We start from the raw sequence: 20,804 nt of genomic DNA on the forward strand, positions 1-20,804 counted from the left end.
AAAAGCCGTCCATTTAGGTGCTCAGTCACATCAGGATGTGCCGTTCGAGCAGCTGGTTGAGCAGCTGAATGTGCCCCGCAGCAGTGCCTATACGCCGCTGTTCCAGGTGATGCTGACAACCCGCACCGATTATGCAGTGACGGAGCAGGTCAGTAATCAGGGCTGGTCTTTAGGGGAGGCGCAGCTGAGCCCGCTGGCAGAGGATGCGGTGATTGCCAAGTTTGACCTGGACATCGACCTGACACTGAGCGATGCCGGGGTAGAGATGTGCTGGACCTACGACAAGGCTTTGTTCAGCGAAGCCCGGATTGAGACGCTGAGCCGTCATCTGAGTACCTTACTGACAACCCTGGCACAGCAGGCTCCGGCCACCTTGCTGGCGCACGCTCCGGATACCCTTGCGATGTTGTCGGCAGCCGAGCAACACACGCTGCTGTTAACACTGAACGACAACGCACTCAGTTATGACACCACGCAGAGCATTCATGGTTTATTTGAACAACAGGTGCAGCGTACACCGCAGGCAACGGCACTGATTTTTAACGGACAGCACATCAGCTATGAGGTGCTGAACCAGCGTGCCAATCAGCTGGCGCATTATCTGCTGAGCGAACATCAGGTGACCCCGGAAACGCCGCTGGGCGTGTGCAGCAGCCGCTCGGTTGAAATGGTGGTGAGCATCCTGGCGATATTAAAAGTCGGAGGGGCGTATGTGCCGCTGGACCCGAGCTATCCGGCCAGCCGGTTAGGCTATATCGCCAAAGATGCGGGACTGACACACATTCTGGCGTATGACGCAGGTCTGCCGGTTGCACAGGCGCTGATGGCAGAGCAGGGCGGCAGTGCCGTGGATATTGCGACGCTGACACTGAGCGCTTATGCGCAGCACAACCCGGCGCTGACGGCCCTTGGCGGGGATAAGCTGGCCTATGCCATCTACACCTCAGGGTCGACTGGTCAGCCTAAGGGCGTGGCCATCAGTCACCGCAATGTCAACGCACTGCTGAGCTGGGCGGATACCGAATACAGCCGTGAAGATTATGCGCGGATGTTATGCAGCACCTCAATCAACTTTGACCTGTCGGCCTTTGAACTGTTTTTACCTCTGACCCGTGGTGGCAGCTGTGTGCTGGTCGACAGTGCCCTGAGTCTGCTGACGACGCCGGTGGAGGTCACATTAATTAATACGGTGCCTTCGGCGATTAAAGCGTTGCTGGAGCAGGGAGGCATTCCGGGCGGTGTACGGGTGGTGAACCTGGCAGGCGAGCCGCTGGGTCGCGATGTGGTGAATCAGTTACTCGCCGGTGAGCACTGTGAGCGGGTGTATAACCTCTACGGTCCATCAGAAGACACCACTTATTCAACCTGTGCGCGCTTTACTCAGCCTCTGGACGAAGCGCCGAGTATCGGGCGGGTGATTAACAACAGTCAGGCGTTCATCCTTAATGACAAGCTGGCGCTGCTGCCCTATGGCACCACCGGGGAGCTATACCTGGGTGGTGACGGGCTGGCGCGGGGTTATCTGAATCAGCCTCAGCTAAGTGCCGAGCGTTTCATCGATAATCCATTTTATGATGCCAAGGTGGCAGGCAGCTCAAAGCGCCTGTACCGCACCGGCGACTTAGTGCGCTATCAGGCGGACGGCAACTTAGCCTTCGTGGGACGCGCAGACGATCAGGTGAAGATCCGGGGCTTCCGGGTGGAGCTGGGCGAGATAAGCGAACAGCTGAGTCGCCAGGCGGCCATCGACAGCGCAGTGGTGCTGGCGAAAAGCGGGGCCAACGGCCTGTATCTGGTGGCCTATATTCATCCGACTCAGACACTGGGCGAGGCTGATCACACCGACTTCATCACAGCGGCACTGACGAGCCTGGCAGAGAGTTTACCGGAATACATGGTGCCGAGGCTGGGTCAGGTGGTCCCTGAGTGGCCGCTGACAGCCAGTGGCAAGATCAACAAAAAGGCGCTGCCGGAGGTGGATGCCACCGCACTGCAGGGTCGTTACGTAGCACCGCAAACAGACACAGAGCAGGCGGTATGTGAGATTTGGGCGCAGCTACTCAATGTAGAAGCTGGCCAGATAAGCACACAGACAGACTTTTTCGAGCTGGGCGGACATTCATTGCTGGTCGTCAAGCTGGCCGCTGCACTGCGCGCTGAGCTGGCGGTTGAGCTGCCAGTGAAAACGCTGTTTAACGTTACCACCTTAGCTGAGCAGGCCAAAGCCGTTGAAGCCCACCAGGGACAGGCGATACGTGCAGAGATCACTGCCCAGCCCAGAGTTATGCAGGCAGATCCGCAACTGGGTCAGCACAGTCTGCAGCCACTGTCTTTTGCTCAGCAGCGCTTATGGTTTATCGATCAGCTCAACCAGGGCTCGGCGCAATACAATATGCCGGCGGCCTTTCATGTTCAGGGCGAACTGAACCTGACTGTAGTTGAGGCCGTGCTGCAGACCATCGTTGACCGTCATGAAGTACTCAGAACCGTGTATCGCGATGATGCTCAGGTGATCCGCCAGCAGGCATCTTTTGAGCTCAGTTATGAGGATGTCCGCATGCTGAGTGAGACGGCGCAGCAACAGGCGATTGCCGGGGCGATGACGCAACAGCTGAGTCAGCCGTTTGACCTCCAGGCGGCCATCGACAGCGCAGTGGTGCTGGCGAAAAGCGGGGCCAACGGCCTGTATCTGGTGGCCTATATTCATCCGACTCAGACACTGGATGAGGCTGAGCACACCGACTTCATCACAGCGGCACTGACGAGCCTGGCAGAGAGTTTACCGGAATACATGGTGCCGAGGCTGGGCAAGGTGGTCCCTGAGTGGCCGCTGACAGCCAGTGGCAAGATCAACAAAAAGGCGCTGCCGGAGGTGGATGCCACCGCACTGCAGGGTCGTTACGTAGCACCGCAAACAGACACAGAGCAGGCGGTATGTGAGATTTGGGCACAGCTACTCAGTGTAGAAGCTGGCCAGATAAGTACACAGACAGACTTTTTCGAGCTGGGCGGACATTCATTGCTGGTCGTCAAGCTGGCCGCTGCACTGCGCGCTGAGCTGGCGGTTGAGCTGCCAGTGAAAACGCTGTTTAACGTTACCACCTTAGCTGAGCAGGCCAAAGCCGTTGAAGCCCACCAGGGACAGGCGATACGTGCAGAGATCACTGCCCAGCCCAGAGTTATGCAGGCAGATCCGCAACTGGGTCAGCACAGTCTGCAGCCACTGTCTTTTGCTCAGCAGCGCTTATGGTTTATCGATCAGCTCAACCAGGGCTCGGCGCAATACAATATGCCGGCGGCCTTTCATGTTCAGGGCGAACTGAACCTGACTGTAGTTGAGGCCGTGCTGCAGACCATCGTTGACCGTCATGAAGTACTCAGAACCGTGTATCGCGATGATGCTCAGGTGATCCGCCAGCAGGCATCTTTTGAGCTCAGTTATGAGGATGTCCGCATGCTGAGTGAGACGGCGCAGCAACAGGCGATTGCCGGGGCGATGACGCAACAGCTGAGTCAGCCGTTTGACCTCAGCAGTGAGGTGATGATGCGTGCAGGCTATATTCAGACCTCACAAAGCAGCGGAGTGCTGTTGTTCAACATGCATCATATTGCCTCCGATGGCTGGTCAATGCAGGTACTGATCAAAGAATTTGTTGCACTCTACCTTGCCTACAGTCAGGGACAGGAGAATCCGCTGGCACCTCTGACTATTCAGTACGCAGATTACGCGCAGTGGCAACGAACCTATTTAGAAGATGGCGTGCTAGACGAACAGTTGGGTTACTGGCAACAGCAACTGGCACAGTTGCCGGCAGTACACAGCCTGCCTCTGGACCATCCTCGTCCGGACGTCAAGCAGCATCAGGGTGGCCAGGTTAAAAGTACACTCAGTACTGAGGTTGCTCAGGGGCTGGCGGCGCTGGCTAAAGCGCAGGGGCTGACACCATTTATGTTACTCCATGGTGCGCTGTCATTGCTGTTATCCAGACACAGTAATGCCCAGGATATTGTGATTGGCACGCCGGTAGCCAACCGTATGCAAGCAGAGCTTGCCCCTCTAATTGGCTTTTTTGTCAACACGCTGGTGCTGAATGTAAACACCGCGCAGGCCACTTTGGCAGATTATCTGGCGCACGTTAAAGCAGTCCATCTGGATGCCCAGTCAAACCAGGATGTGCCATTTGAGCAGCTGGTAGAGCAGCTCAATGTGCCACGCAGCAGTGCTTACACCCCGCTGTTTCAGGTGATGCTGACAACCACCACGGATTATGGGGTCACCGATCAGTCGATAGATAACAACTGGTCGCTAGGCGACGCGCAGTTGAGTCCCCTGGCTGATGACGCCGTGATTGCCAAGTTTGATCTCGATATAGATATGGCGCTGAGCGATACCGGAGTGGATATCTGCTGGACCTATGACAAGGCGCTGTTCAGCCAAGAGCGGATTGAGACCCTGAGTCGCCATCTTTGCACATTGTTGACAACGTTTGCGCAACAGACGACTGAGGCATTACTCGCACAGGCACCTGGCGCACTCACCATACTGTCAGAGTCAGAACAACACGAGTTGCTGGTGACCTTTAATCAGCAAGTAGAAAGTTTTGATGCGACACAGTGCATCCACACGTTATTTGAACAGCAAGCCCTGGCCACGCCGGACGCCACTGCACTGGTCTTTGAAGAGCAACATATTAGCTATGGTGCGCTGAACCAGCGCGCAAATCAACTGGCGCACTATCTGCTGAACGAGTGTCAGCTGACGCCTGAAACTTTAGTGGGTGTGTGCAGTAGCCGCTCGGTAGAGATGGTGGTGAGCATTCTGGCGATACTGAAAGCCGGGGGGGCCTACGTACCGCTCGACCCAAGCTATCCGAACTGTCGTCTGAGTCATATGGCATCAGATGCGAAGTTGCAACACATTCTTGGCTACGACACTGGCCTGAGCGTGGCTGATGGACTGATGACTGAGCTTGGCGGCAAAGCCATAGATATTGCGTCGCTTGACCTCAGTGGGTATCCGCAGGACAACCCTGCTCAGGTAGAAGTGTGCGGTAACAACCTGGCCTATGTCATATATACCTCAGGCTCTACCGGAAAACCTAAAGGGGTTGCAGTAGAGCATAGCTCGCTGGTCAATTATCAATGTCACTGTCGCACGCAATATGAGCTGACCGCTGAAGATGTGATGTTGCAGTTCTCAACCATGAGCTTCGATATTTTTGTTGAAGAGTTGTTTGGGGCCTTGTGCCAGGGGGCCTCTCTGGTACTACGCAATGAGGAGTGCCTTGGCAGCGCTGCGGCGTTCAACGCATTTTGTAGTGCGCATCAAGTCACGGTAATGAGCCTGCCAACCGCGTTCTGGAAGCAAATGACCGATATGGAGGGGGCATTTGCCATTGCAACACTGCGTGCGGTGATCATCGGTGGTGAAGCCATGGGGCAAACGCATATGGAACGCTTCTTTAGCGCAGCACCTACAGTGACTTTGTTCAACAGTTACGGACCGACAGAAGCAACGATAACGGCGACCACATCGCGTTTGCATGCAGCGTCGAGCACTGAGCTTGTCACCATAGGCAAGGCGAACGTCAATAACACCTTACTGGTACTCAATGAAGACGGTGGATTGGTTCCTAAGGGCTGTGAAGGCGAGTTGTACATTGGTGGACCAGGTGTAGCGCGAGGTTACCTGAATCAACCTCAGCTCAGTGCGGAGCGGTTTATCAGTAACCCTTATGCTGATCAGTGTTTGGCGATAGAGGCACCGCGCTTATATCGCACCGGCGACCTGGTGCGTTACACCGACCAGGGGGAGCTGATCTTCATTGGCCGCAACGACGACCAGGTGAAGCTACGAGGATTTCGTGTGGAACTGGGTGAGTTGAGTGGGATTTTAGCGCAGCAGCCTCAGGTTCAGGATGCCGCTGTAACTGTTTTTAAGGTTGATACAGAGCAGCACCTGGCCGCTTACCTTAAGTTGCATGCGAGCGATTCAGAAGCCGATCCACAAGACACCTTGCAGGCGATCCGCAATCAGCTGGCAGAGCAACTGCCACAGTATATGCAGCCAGGCAGCCTGAACATTGTCGATGAACTGCCGCTGACAGTGAACGGCAAGCTAGATGTGGCTGCTTTGCCTGAGCCCAAACTCAATATGCAACAAAGCGAATACTGTGCGCCAACGACTGAGCTGGAGCATCAACTGGTTGCAATCTGGGCGCAGTTACTGTCTCGCGAAACGCAGGACATCGGGGTCACAACCAGTTTCTTTAATCTCGGCGGGCATTCACTGCTGATCTTAAAAGCCGTCTCTCAGATCCAGACACAATTTGACGTGTCTCTGACGGTACAAACCATTTTTGAAAACGACACGGTAGCCACACTGGCTGCCCAAATCGAGCGCCAACGCAATCAACAAGCATTAAAACAACAAATTAACGATGCCAGCGCAGACCAAATTGAAAGGGTAGAATTCTAATGAACACACAAGCAATTATCGATCAACTAACTAACAACCAAATCCTACTTTCTGTCAATGGCGACCGTCTTGCGGTGGAGGCCAAAAAGGGCGCATTAACCCCGGAACTGGCCAGCCTGATCCGTGACAATAAGCCAGCGCTGATGGAGTATTTGTCACAGCAGCAAGCGCCGCTGGCGGCTGTGAACCCGATTCAGCCTGTGGTGCGTGAAGCCGGGAAAAGCTATCCCTTATCTTCTGCACAAAAACGTTTCTGGTTTATCGACCAGCTGCGTGGCGGCTCCAGTGATTATCATATGCCGCTGGCATTTACCCTGACCGATGCGGTGTCCATGACACACCTGGAGAGCGCGCTGAATCATGTGCTGAAAAAGCATGAAATCTTGCGCAGTCGTTATGTGTTGGCAGCCGATGGTGCCGCTGAGCAGCAACTGAGCGACGAGTCGATCAGCATTCGCTATCATGACAGTGCTACCTGCGATGAACAGACGTTTAAAGCTGACATCCAGGCCTGCATTGCGGCCCCCTTTGTACTGGACAGCGACCTGATGATCCGTGTTGATCACTTCCGCACCCCAGACGCACTGCACGCAGATGCCTTGCTCATTATCAATATTCACCATATTGCTTGTGATGCCTGGTCTTTAGATATTCTGAAACAAGATTTGATGACCGCGTATATGCAGTTGCAAGGGGGTATGCAGCCTCAGGCTGAGTTGCCTCTGCAGTACCTGGATTACGCCAGCTGGCAACAGGACTGGCTGAACGGTGAGCAATGCGCACAGCAAACCGATTACTGGCGCAACAAACTGGCGGGTATGGCGCAATTACACAGTCTGCCGCTGGATCATGCGCGTCAGGCAGATAAAGCCAACTTTGGTAAGTTATACAGTGAAGCGCTGCCTGTTGAGCTGGTGCCCGTGTTGCACCGCATTGCCAGGGAATACAAGTTAACGCCCTTTATGCTGCTACACAGCGCGCTGGCACTGGCGCTCTCTCAGTATGGTCAGTATCAGGATGTGGTAATGGGCACCACGATCTCCAATCGTGACAGCGAACAATTACATCCTATGATTGGGTGCTTCCTGAATCGACTGGTACTGCGTTTGGATACCGACAGAGCACAGTCGCTGTCTGATTATCTGAAACAGGTTGCGCGTACGCATATAGAGGCGCAGAACAATCAGTTGCTGCCGTTTGACAATCTGGTTGAAGCGCTGGAGATCACCCGAGCTGCTAACTACAGCCCGTTATTCCAGATCCAGTTTACACTGGGCTCTGAGCTGGGCGAACTCTCAAGCCAGGATGCCGCTTTGCTTAGCAACGCCGGATTTGCAGGCTTTGAGCTGAGTAAAGAGACAGTCGTGGTGCGTGGCGACCTGGATATTCATGCCCGTGTATCTGAGCAAAACATGGTCATTGACTGGTCGTATGACAACGAATTATTCGATACCCAAACCATTGCCACGCTGAGCAGTTTGTTTCAGCAGATCTGCCGTAATCTGACCCAGGCATATCAGCAACAAACCATCACGACAGCCAGTGTTGCCGATGTGATGTTTAATCAGCCTCAGACTTTATATACCCAGGTGGGTGAGTGTCGTCTGGATGATGCCACAGGCCTGATTGAGCGATTTGAGCAGCAGGCAGCGCTGACACCGGATGCGATTGCCGTACACAGTGACACCGAACAGCTTAGTTATGCGCAGCTTAATGCGCAGGCGGCTAAACTGGCTGACTGTTTGCAGGAGCAGGGCGTTGAGCCCGGCGATCTGGTGGGTGTTTGCATGCCACGCAGTGCCTGCCTGATGGTCAGCTTACTGGGCGTACTCAAAGCCGGGGCAGCCTATATTCCGTTTGAACCCAGCAACACCAAAGCCCGTAACCAGCAAATTATCGCTGATGCCGCTCTGGAGTGGGTGATTGTCAGTGACGCACTGGCCGCCCGTGTTCCGGATGCCGGGGTTGACCTGCTGTTACTGGAGCAGGATGTCACTGATGCAAACTGGCTCAGTGGCTATGACAGCGATTTTTGCGCGGAAACGGTTGCCCATGACAGCCCCGCGTATGTGATTTACACCTCTGGCTCCACCGGCACCCCCAAAGGCGTGGAGATCAGCCACCGGGCCCTGATGGATTATTTGAACTTTGCCCTCAAAGGCTACTATGCCGACCACCTCAACGGCTCACTGCTGGTGACATCACACGGTTTTGATATTGGTGTTCCGAGTTTGTACTTACCGCTCTTGAGTGGTGGCAGTGTGCAATTGCTGGATAATCAGGAGTTGTTACCGGTCCTGAGTAAAGCGCTGAATAAAGCGGATGAGCCACGACTGGTGCGGATGACGCCGCATCATGTGGAAGGGATACTGGCCTTGCAGGAGGCGCCGCTTGCAGGCGTGCAGCACGTGTTTGTGATTGGCGGTGAGCGCTTTGAGCGCGATGTGGCACTGGCCTTACAAACCCAGTTCCCGGACAGTCAGGTATTCAACCACTATGGTCCGTCTGAGGCTACGGTAGGCTGTGTGATGTATGACATCAGTGCCAATCAGGCCGACTTACCGGCGGAGCTACCCATTGGCCGGGCCATGGACAACACCTATGCCTATGTACTGGATGCGCAGCTTAACGCCCTGCCACAGGGTGCCCGGGGTGAGTTGTTTGTCGGCGGGCCGTGTCTGGCCACAGGTTATGTGAATAACCCGACGCTGAGCGCCGAGCGCTTTATTGAGAACCCGTTTTATGACCCCAGTGATGCGACCAGTCCGGCCCGTTTGTATCGCACCGGCGATCAGGTGCGCTATCAAAACAGTGGCGAGCTGATGTTTTTAGGACGCATAGACGAGCAGGTTAAGATCCGGGGTTTCCGGGTGGAGCTGGGTGATATCAGCAGCCAGTTGCAGCAAGTCACTGGCGTTGAATCCGCTGAGGTGTTGTGTAAATGCGCGGAAACGGTTGCCCATGACAGCCCCGCGTATGTGATTTACACCTCTGGCTCCACCGGCACCCCCAAAGGCGTGGAGATCAGCCACCGGGCCCTGATGGATTATTTGAACTTTGCCCTCAAAGGCTACTATGCCGACCACCTCAACGGCTCACTGCTGGTGACATCACACGGTTTTGATATTGGTGTTCCGAGTTTGTACTTACCGCTCTTGAGTGGTGGCAGTGTGCAATTGCTGGATAATCAGGAGTTGTTACCGGTCCTGAGTAAAGCGCTGAATAAAGCGGATGAGCCACGACTGGTGCGGATGACGCCGCATCATGTGGAAGGGATACTGGCCTTGCAGGAGGCGCCGCTTGCAGGCGTGCAGCACGTGTTTGTGATTGGCGGTGAGCGCTTTGAGCGCGATGTGGCACTGGCCTTACAAACCCAATTCCCGGACAGTCAGGTATTCAACCACTATGGTCCGTCTGAGGCTACGGTAGGCTGTGTGATGTATGACATCAGTGCCAATCAGGCCGACTTACCGGCGGAGCTACCCATTGGCCGGGCCATGGACAACACCTATGCCTATGTACTGGATGCGCAGCTTAACGCCCTGCCACAGGGTGCCCGGGGTGAGTTGTTTGTCGGCGGGCCGTGTCTGGCCACAGGTTATGTGAATAACCCGACGCTGAGCGCCGAGCGCTTTATTGAGAACCCGTTTTATGACCCCAGTGATGCGACCAGTCCGGCCCGTTTGTATCGCACCGGCGATCAGGTGCGCTATCAAAACAGTGGCGAGCTGATGTTTTTAGGACGCATAGACGAGCAGGTTAAGATCCGGGGTTTCCGGGTGGAGTTGGGTGATATCAGCAGCCAGTTGCAGCAAATCACTGGCGTTGAATCCGCTGAGGTGTTGTGTAAACCCCTGTCTACCGGCCCGGAGCTAGTCGCCTATATCAAGGCACAAGACTCGGCGCAGCTGGGTGCGCTTTTGAGTGACTGTGAGCGTCTGCTGGGTGAGCAGTTACCGGCCTATATGGTACCGGCCCACTTTGTTGGGCTGCAACACTGGCCGCTGACAGCGAACGGTAAACTGGACAAAAAAGCACTGCCGGACCCGCAGGAAAAAGCTGCGGCCCAACACGTTGCGCCACGCACAGCAACGGAGCAGCAGCTGGTTGAGCTGTGGTCTTCATTATTAAAGTTAACGCCGGAGCAGATAAGCGTAGACAGCAGCTTCTTTAAGCTGGGTGGACATTCTTTGTTGTCGGTGCGTTTAGTGGCCGCAATCAAACAGGCCTTCGGGGTTGAATTCAGTATCAGCGAGTTGTTTGAACATGCGAGCATCGCCAGCCAGGCACAACAGGTCGAGCATAAACAGGCACAGGGAGGCAGCACAGCACAGCGTATAGAAGTGCAGGCCCGTCCGCAAGATGGTCGCATGGCCGCATCCTTTGCGCAGCAACGGCTGTGGTTCATCGACCGCTTACAGGGTGGTTCGGCGCAATACAACATGCCAGCCGCGTTTGAAGTGAGCGGTGAGCTGGACCTGAACGCTGTTGAGGCAGCATTAAACACCATAGTTGCGCGTCACGAAGTACTGCGCAGTGTTTATCGGGACGGCGACTCGGGAACAGAGCAGGTGATCCAGACTGACGTACACTTCACACTGGATTATGAAGACCTCAGGTTGCTGAGCCCGGCAACACAGCAACAGACAATTGCGTCACTGATCCCACGCTTACAATCACAGCCGTTTGACCTGAGCAAGGACCTGATGATCCGGGCTGCGTATATAGATACGGGTGCCGATTCCGAGCATGCGTCTGTGTTACTGTTTAATATCCACCATATCGCTTCTGACGGATGGTCGTTGCAGCTGCTGGTGAAAGAGTTTGTACTGTTGTATCGGGCATACACGCAAAGTCAGGACAATCCGCTGACCCCGTTATCGATTCAGTACGCTGATTATGCTCACTGGCAACATAGCTACCTGAGCGGCCCGGTTCTGGAGCGCCAGTTAACCTACTGGAGTGAGCAATTATCTGATCTGCCTCCGGTACACAGCCTGCCGCTGGACCATCCGCGTCCGCAGGTCAAGCAGCATGTCGGGGAGCTGGTACAGGGTAAACTGGATAGTGATGTCGCAGCTGGGCTGGCCGAGCTGGCTCAATCGCAGGGACTAACCTCCTTTATGCTATTGCACAGCGCGCTTTCATTATTGCTGAGCAGACACAGTAACAGCAAAGACGTGGTGATAGGCACACCGGTTGCGAATCGCACACAGACTGAACTTGAGTCTTTAATTGGCTTTTTTGTCAATACACTCGTGCTGAGAGTGAACACGGCTCAGCCCGACATAACGCGTTACTTAGAGCATGTTAAAGCGGTGCACCTTGGCGCACAGTCGCATCAGGACGTGCCATTTGAACAGCTGGTTGAGCGATTAAATGTGCCCAGAAGTACAGCACATTCGCCACTATTTCAAATTATGCTCACCACGCAGACCGATTATGGCCTTGATGACCAGGCCACCGAGCAGGGGGAGCTGGACCTGAACGGGGCTGCACTGACCATGCGTGGCGCAGCACAGACGGTTGCCAAATTCGATATTGAAGTCAACATAAGTACGTCAGCGCAGGGGGTTGCGATTAACTGGGTGTATGACAAAGCCTTGTTTACGCACGCGCACATCAGTACGCTCAATCGCCATCTGATGCAGATATTGACTCAGCTATCACAGCTGCAATCCACGTCAGTGCCGTTAAGTAGCATCGCGTTGTTATCCGCACAGGAGCGAACGCATTTACTTGAGACACTCAATCCGACACCGGTTGATTATGACACTTCGCTGACGATGGCGCAGTGGATTGAACGTCAGGTCGCTAAAACCCCGACGCAAACCGCGCTATGTTACGAAGGGCAGACACTGAGTTATCAGTCTCTCAATGATAAAGCGAACCAGCTGGCCAGGCACCTGCGTGCAGAGCATCAGGTTGCTCCAGGCACTCTGGTGGGCGTATGCATGACTCGTTCTCTGGAAATGGTGATCGGCATACTGGCCATACTGAAAGCCGGTGGTGCCTATGTGCCGCTTGACCCAACACTGCCAGAAACACGTCTAGACTATATGCTGGCACACGCAGGTATTACGACCATCTTGACGCAAAGTGAACATCAGTCTAAGTGTCAGGCAAACAATGAAAATACGCCAGCACTGATCCTGATGGATGGATACGCGCAGGACGCGACACGTTTTGAAGATTATGCAACCCAGGATCTGAGTCCGCAGGAAACCGGGCTGAGTGCTCAGGATATGGCCTATATGATTTATACCTCAGGGTCGACAGGAAAACCCAAGGGAGTGTTAGTCAGCCATCAGGCTTTGGTTAACCGGGTTGACTGGATGGATAAGCAGTATGGTTGCGATCATCACGATGTTATTTTGCAAAAAACGCCGTTTGGCTTTGATGTCTCCGTCTGGGAATTTATGTGGCCGTTATGTCGCGGTGCCCAGATGGTGCTGGCACGGCCTGAGGGACATAAAGATCCGCAGTATTTGTGTCAGTTAATACGCCAAAACGGTGTGACTAAGTTGCACTTTGTTCCTTCCATGCTGGGCATCATGCTGGATTATGGCGCGCTGGCGCAGTGCACCAGTATTCGTCAGGTATTTTGTAGTGGGGAGGCGTTACAGGTCAAACAAGTACAGGGCTTCAGAGCCAGTTTGCCTGATGCACAACTACACAACCTCTATGGGCCAACCGAAGCGGCAATTGATGTCAGTTATTGGGATTGCTCGCAGCCAATCAGCACCACAGTGCCCATAGGTAAACCCATTCAGAACATCCAGCTGTTGATCCTTGATGACGACTTGCAGCTGGTGCCCTTTGGCAGTGCCGGAGAGTTGTTTATCGGCGGGGATGGTCTGGCCTGGGGATACCATAACCAGCCAGAGCTGACTGCTGAGCGGTTCATTAACAATCCATACCAGAGCGAAATGGGCGCGCGGGCCTCATATTCAGAGGTACAGGGAGAGATCTATCAACAGGCACAGGCTCCTTACGATTGTCAGGTTGAGCGTTTCGATCTCAGTACCCTGGAGGCGTCGGCGCAGGCTGAAGCTTTAGAGCAAAACCTCATCACCTTTAGTCAACACGCTTTTGTGCTACAAGAGGCACAAATGTTATCGGCGCGCTATCTGATCTTGTCGGATCAAAGCGGTGTGCTGGCGTTGAATATGCCGCATATCGTATCAGACGGCTGGTCAATGCAATTACTGGTCAAAGAGTTTACGGCCCTGTATACCGCGCATTTGTCTGGTCAGCATGCACAACTGGCACCCCTGCCCATTCAGTATGCTGATTATGCCCACTGGCAGCGCAATTGGTTGGCAGGAGATGCAGGGGTAAGTCAGCTGGACTACTGGAAAAAGCAATTAGATGGTGTGCCAACTGTACATGGTTTACCGCTACAGGGACGCCGTGGGGAGATGAAAAACCACAATGGAGAGTCACTGGAGATGACCTTGTCTCAGTCAGTCAGTCACCGTCTGACCGAGCTGGCCAGCACCCTTGAGATCACTCCGTTTATGTTGTTACACGGCGCGCTGGCGATTGTGCTTTCACGTCACAGCAACAGCCATGATATTGTCATTGGTACCCCGGTGGCCAACCGTCAGCATGCTGATCTGACGTCGCTGATAGGATTTTTTGTTAACTCACTGGTACTGAGACTGAACACCAGTGATAAAACCCTCGGGGCTTTCTTTGAACACGTTAAACAGACCCATATTGCTGCGCAGGAAAATCAGGATATTCCATTTGAGCAGCTGGTTGAGCACCTGGACATAGAAACCAACACCAGCCAAAGCCCGCTGTTTCAGATTATGTTGCTGACGGACAACGATTATGGTCTGGATGCACCCAAAGCTCAGTCTACGCGACTGGGTGATGCGCAACTTAAGCCGATAGAAGATCCACAGGTCACAGTGAAGTTTGATCTGGACATTTTTATGTCAGTCAACGAGCACGGCGGCAAACTGAAAATCAACTTCGATAATCACTTATTCAGTGCGCAATACATTGACAGCTTAATGAGTCACCTGGCGAATACACTGACTAATCTGGCACAGGCTGATATGGCTGCGCAATCGGTGGCACGTTTGCCGATGCTGAGTGAGCAACAGAGCCAGGAGCTGATCTTTGGCCGTAACCAGACACAACGTAGTTATGATGATGAGGCCTGCATTAACAGCATTTTTGAGCGTCATGTTGCAGCACAGCCTGACGCACCGGCGCTGCAATTTGGTGAGTCTGTGCTGAGCTATCAGGCGCTGAACGAGCGTGCAGAGCAGCTTGCCAGCTATTTGGTTGCGCAGCACCAAATTGTACCTGATACGATAGTCGGCCTGTGTATGGAGCGCTCGGCAGACATGATCATTGCGATGCTGGCTATCCTTAAAGCGGGCGGTGCTTACTTACCGCTGGATCCGGATTATCCGATGGAGCGCCTGGAATACATGGTCGATGATGCCAAAGTCGCTCAGATCTTAAGTTATGGTCGGGGTGTTGAAGTGACTGACGCACTGTGTCAGGGCAGAGACATCGCTAACCTCAATGTCAGCAACCTGTCAGAAGCCGCAGCGTCAGACGAACAGGCGCTGGGAATTCTTAAATCGAATCACTCGCTGGCGTATGTGATTTATACATCAGGCTCAACAGGGCGTCCAAAAGGCGTGGGGCTGAGCCACAAAGGTGCGGTGAACCTCGCTGCCAACCAGCAGGTGCTGTTCGATATCACGCCTGCCAGTCGGGTATTACAATTTGCATCAATCAGCTTTGATGCCGCGACCTGGGATTGGGTCATGGCTCTACTTAATGGCGCCACCCTGGTGATCTGTGATGAGCAGGCTCGCACCGAAGGGGGTAAGTTAGGTGAGGTACTGAAACAACAAGCCATTACGCACGCAACCTTGCCACCGGCCTTGTTGAGCACAATGGCGTTACAAACAGACTTAGCCTTGCAGTGTCTGATTGTGGCGGGCGAAGCCTGTGAAGAACAGGTTGTCGAGCGCTGGAGACGTCATTATCGCTTCTTTAATGCCTATGGTCCGTCGGAGACCTCCGTGTGTGCTACGGTGGGTGAAATTACGGATAACAGCATTCATATCGGGCGTCCTTTGTATAATGTGCAAACCCTGATTTTGGATGAGCATCAAAGTCTGGTGCCATTTGGCTGTGCCGGTGAACTGTATGTCGGTGGTGACGGCCTGGCACGCGGTTATCTGAATCAGCCACAGCTGACGGCTGAGCGTTTCATTGACAATCCTTTTTATGATGCCAGTGTGCCCGGCAGCTCTGAGCGTTTATACCGAACCGGTGACCTGGTGCGTTATCAGGTCGATGGTAACTTGGCCTTTATTGGCCGTACCGATGATCAAATCAAGATCCGCGGCTTCCGTGTTGAGCTGGGTGAAATTGCCCAGCAGCTGAGTCAGCAAGCGGGTGTTGAATCCGCCCTAGTGGTTGCTAAGACAGGCGCCATCGGCACCTATCTGGTTGCTTATTTGCAGCCAGCTCAGGCCGTTAGCGAGCTATCTGACAATGAATTTACTCAAGGTGCATTGGCCGAACTGGCCAGTCAGGTGCCTGATTATATGGTGCCCAAGTTGGGTGTGGTGGTCGCTGAGTGGCCTTTGACAGCCAACGGCAAAATTAATAAAAAGGCGCTGCCAGAGGCAGATACCATGGCATTGCAGGGTGAATATGTGGCACCAGCTTGTGAGACTGAACACGCCATTTGCCAGATCTGGGCTGAGTTGCTGGACATGGCACCGGAAACCATCAGTACCACAGCGAACTTCTTCCATTTAGGGGGCCACTCGCTGTTATCTGTCAGGCTGGCTGCGGGACTGCGCGAGCAGCTGGGTGTAGAGCTGCCAGTGAAAACCCTGTTCAATGCTGCAACGATTGCAGAGCAGGCGGCAGAAATTATGGCTCGCCGCGGACAAGCGGTGCGTGAAGGCGTTAAAGCCCTGCCCAGAATCACCATGCAGGATGAGCAACTGGGCCAGTATAGTGCATTGCCACAGTCGTTCGCCCAACAACGCCTATGGTTTATCGATCAGTTACACAGTGATTCGGCACAATACAATATGCCAGCAGCTTTTGAAGTTGAAGGGGAGCTGGAATTGGCCGTGGTTGAAGCGGCACTGCAAACCATCATTGCCCGACATGAAGTGCTCAGAACGGTTTATCGTGATGGTGAGCACGGTGCTGAGCAGCTGATCCTGGATGAGGCACAATTTAGTCTCAGTTATGAAGATATCCGTATGTACAACGCGGCACAGCAACAACAGGCGATTGCCGGGGCGATGGCACAGCTACTAAGTCAACCATTTGATTTGACCAAAGATGTGATGGTGCGTGCAGGGTATCTGCATACTTCACAGAGCAGTGGGGTGCTGCTGTTTAACATGCACCATATTGCCTCGGATGGCTGGTCAATGCAGGTGCTGGTGAAAGAGTTTGTGGCCTTGTATCAGGCATACAGTCAGGGTCAGGGTAATCCGCTGGCACCGCTGACCATTCAGTACGCCGATTATGCGCAATGGCAGCGGGCATACTTAAGTGAGACAGTGCTGGAGCAGCAACTGGGATATTGGCAGCAACAGCTGGCCGATGTACCACCGGTGCACAGTCTGCCTCTGGATCACCCACGTCCGGAAGTGAAGCAACATCAGGGGGCGCAGGTAACAGGTTCGCTCAGTAAAGAAGTTGCACAAGGGCTGGCTGCACTGGCTAAGGCTGAAGGGTTAACGCCGTTTATGCTGCTGCATGGGGCACTGTCATTGTTATTGTCCAGACACAGTAATGCACAGAATATTGTGATAGGCACCCCGGTTGCCAACCGTACTCAGGCCGAGCTGGAGCCTCTAATTGGTTTCTTTGTTAATACGTTAGTGCTGAATGTTAATACTGATCAGGCGACACTGGCTGAGTATTTGGCACATGTTAAGAGCGTGCACCTCGATGCCCAGTCAAATCAGGATGTGCCGTTTGAGCAATTGGTTGAGCAACTCAATGTACCACGCAGCACGGCACATACGCCGCTGTTCCAGGTCATGTTGCGCACCCAGACCGATTATGGTCTGAATACGGGGATGGATGAGTCGGTGTTGTCGCTGGGAGATGCGCAGTTGAGCCCACTGGCTGATGACTCCGTGGTGGCCAAGTTTGATCTCGATGTGCATATGGCGCTGAGCGAGTCGGGTGTTGATATCTGCTGGACTTATGACACAGCCCTGTTCAGTGCGGCGCGTATCGAGACCCTTAACCGCCACCTGGGTGAGCTACTGAGCGCACTGACGGCGTCTGAGCCGCAAGAGGTTCTGACCAGGGTGCCGGGCACTCTCAATATGCTGTCACAGGCAGAGCAGCAAGAGTTACTGGTATCACTGAATCAAACAGAGCAAGACTATGATACACAGCTGTGCATCCATACTTTGTTTGAGCAACAGGCACAGCAGCAGCCGCAGGCGATAGCCCTGACAGGACCGCAGCGCACCTTGAGTTATGAGGCACTGAATACGCTGAGTAACCAGTTCGCGCATCATCTGATAGACCAGTATGGGGTTGCACCGGGGCAGCGTGTCGGTATTTGTGTAGAACGCTCGGAGTATATTCTGGTGACTATGCTGGCAGTACTCAAAGCCGGAGCTGCCTATGTGCCCTTCGATCATCACAACACGTTGCATCGTAATCAACAGATCATAGACGATGCGCAGTTAGACGTGGTGTTTACCGACCCTGAGCGTATAGCAACCTTGCCGCAAAGCTGTGCACGTCTTGAGGTCGCGGCACTTGAAGCTCAGCTGAGCGACCAGGGTAAGCGGGATAACCCACAACAGACTGTTAGTGCCGGTGATCTGGCCTATGTTATCTATACGTCGGGCACCACGGGCAAACCAAAAGGCGTACAGCTGCGTCACTCCAATGTGTGTGACTACTTACAGTCGGTACAGTGCAGATATTATGCGCAGCCGCAGTCGTCATTACTGGTTACGTCTTATGCGTTTGATATCAGCGTACCTAGCTTATTCCTGCCGTTGATCAGCGGTACATCGGTCAATATTCTGGCTGGCGAAGCGCGCTTTGAAAGCATGAAACACGAATTGCAGGAGCAGCCATACCTGCTGCGCATGACACCGCATCATGGTAAAGCCCTGGTGGCCTTTATGGGCGAAGAGCTTTGTCAGCTGACTCACACCTTCGTGATAGGGGGAGAAGCCTTCCCGCTGGAACTTTATGATCAGCTGCAGGCGAAATTTCCAAACAGTGTTATCTACAACCATTATGGTCCGACAGAAGCAACCGTCGGGGCAATTGCACTGAATGTCACGGCTCAGCGTGACCAAATCGGTGCCACTATGCCCATAGGTCGACCGCTTCCAAATACCAAAGTGTATATACTAAACAAAGAGTTAGGGCTTGTTCCAAAAGGCGCTATGGGTGAGCTGTATATTGCCGGCCCAAGTGTCTCTAAAGGGTACCTTAATCGTGATGAGCTAACTCAAAAGAGTTTTGTTGTCAATCCTTTTGAAGGCGAAAATTCGCAATATAACCTGATGTATAAGACAGGTGACTTGGCTCGGTATATCGGCGAAGATTATCTCGAATATTGCGGACGTGTTGACGAGCAAATCAAGATCCGAGGCTTCAGAATTGAAGTGGGTGATATTGAGAGTCAGTTGTTGCAATTGCCTGAAGTCGATTCTGCTGTTGTGCAGGCGAAAGAGTTGGCCGGGCAGCTGCAGTTGGTGGCTTATGTCAAATTTGATCTCATGCATGAGATCAAATTTGCCTCGAGTGAGTCGCAGCTTCAGGATAATGAACGCAAGCTGGCAGCAATCAAGCGCAGCTTGGCGGGTCAATTGCCTGAGTATATGCTGCCCAGTCAGTATCTGGTGATGACTGACTGGCCATTGTCGGCAAACGGTAAGCTGGATAAGAAAGCGCTGCCGGAACCATCGCTAACTGAACTCTCCTCAGTGGCGGTGCAGCCGGTCAGTGAGACAGAAGTGCGCCTAGTGCAGATCTGGTCTGAGGTTTTGCAAACCTCAGTGGAGCACATCAGCGTGGTTGAGAGCTTCTTCTCACTGGGAGGCAACTCTTTATCCCTGATGTTGTTGCTGAATAAATTGCGCAGCGAATTTGGTGCAGCATTGCAACTGCGTGAGTTGTACCAAAGTTCAGACATTCAGAGCATGGCCAAGCGCATTGAGCACCTGCTGTGGATGGAACAAGACGATGATGATGAGTATGAGGGGGAGCTACTCGTACTTTAAATTGATTTATCGGTGCGTCATGGGAGTCATGGCGCACCGACTTATAATGACAAAAAGGAACCCGTATGGCTTTGACTATCACTATGCCCGAGGTCGCAAAATTAAACGACCAGGCACACAGTCCGGTAGTGATACAGTTACATCAGGATAGTGCACCGTATGAGCAAGTCGTTGCTTTGCAAGACACGATTGAGCAACACCTGGCGGATGCCGGGGCGGTACTGCTGCGTGGTGGTAACTTTGGCTCTCCCGCTCAGGTCGAACAACTGGCTGCCTGTTTTATGACCCAGGTGCTGACCAATAACACCGAGCATCGTCCGGCAAGCACCAATGGTAATGTGCAACGACCGGTTGAATACTCAGAGTCTGAATTCCTTCTTTGGCACAATGAAAATACCTTTAATCAACGCTTTCCCGGCCGTGCGATTTTTGCCTGCGAACAACCTGCGCTAAGCGGTGGGCAAACACCGATAGCCGATGCCCGTTCTGTGCTGTCCCAGTTACCCGCCGATCTAGTTCAGGAGTTTATCGACAAACAGGTCATGTATGTCCGTAACTATCAGGCGGATGACTTTATTGGGCTGGGCTGGAAAACCATTTTTCAAACGGAGAATAAGGCAGAGGTAGAGGCGAAATGTCGAGATCAGGCATTGGAGTTTGAGTGGCGCGGCGAGCAATTAACCACGCGCGCGATCCGACCGGCCGTGGTTATTCACCCTGCCACTCAGGCACCTTGTTGGGTGACCCAGGCACAGCACTGGCATTTCAGTTGCTTGAATGAGGATCTTAAGGAAAACCTGGCCATTATGTTTGACGATGAGGCCGATTATCCGCGCAACTGCTATTTTGGCAATGGCGACAGAATTTCCGATCAGACCATGGCCCAGATACTTCAGGTCTATCAGGCCAATCATCAGCAGTTCGACTGGCAGCAAGGTGATGTCATGTTGGTCGACAATATATTAAAAGCCCATGCCCGAAACCCGTATCAGGGTGCCAGAAAAATTTTGGTGTGTTTTGGCGATCCCATCAGTTTCTCTCAACTGTAA

3 protein-coding genes are annotated in these 20,804 nt (G+C 53.4%); all 3 read left to right on the forward strand.

The genetic code is table 11. The features are described 5' to 3' along the window. A partial coding sequence (locus PRUB_RS19590; protein WP_198452386.1) for a non-ribosomal peptide synthetase occupies positions 1 to 6,478 on the forward strand: 6,478 nt, incomplete at its 5' end. Further along, positions 6,478 to 19,755, forward strand: a complete 13,278-nt coding sequence (locus PRUB_RS19595; RefSeq protein WP_198452387.1) for a non-ribosomal peptide synthetase — start codon at positions 6,478 to 6,480, stop codon at positions 19,753 to 19,755. The genes PRUB_RS19590 and PRUB_RS19595, both read left to right, overlap by 1 nt. A 65-nt stretch (positions 19,756 to 19,820) precedes the next feature. Continuing rightward, the gene (locus tag PRUB_RS19600; protein ID WP_010387346.1) at positions 19,821 to 20,804 is read left to right on the forward strand and encodes a TauD/TfdA family dioxygenase; all 984 of its coding nucleotides are present in this window, start codon (positions 19,821 to 19,823) and stop codon (positions 20,802 to 20,804) included.

The sequence above is a fragment of the Pseudoalteromonas rubra genome (assembly GCF_000238295.3).
Lineage (GTDB): Bacteria > Pseudomonadota > Gammaproteobacteria > Enterobacterales > Alteromonadaceae > Pseudoalteromonas > Pseudoalteromonas rubra.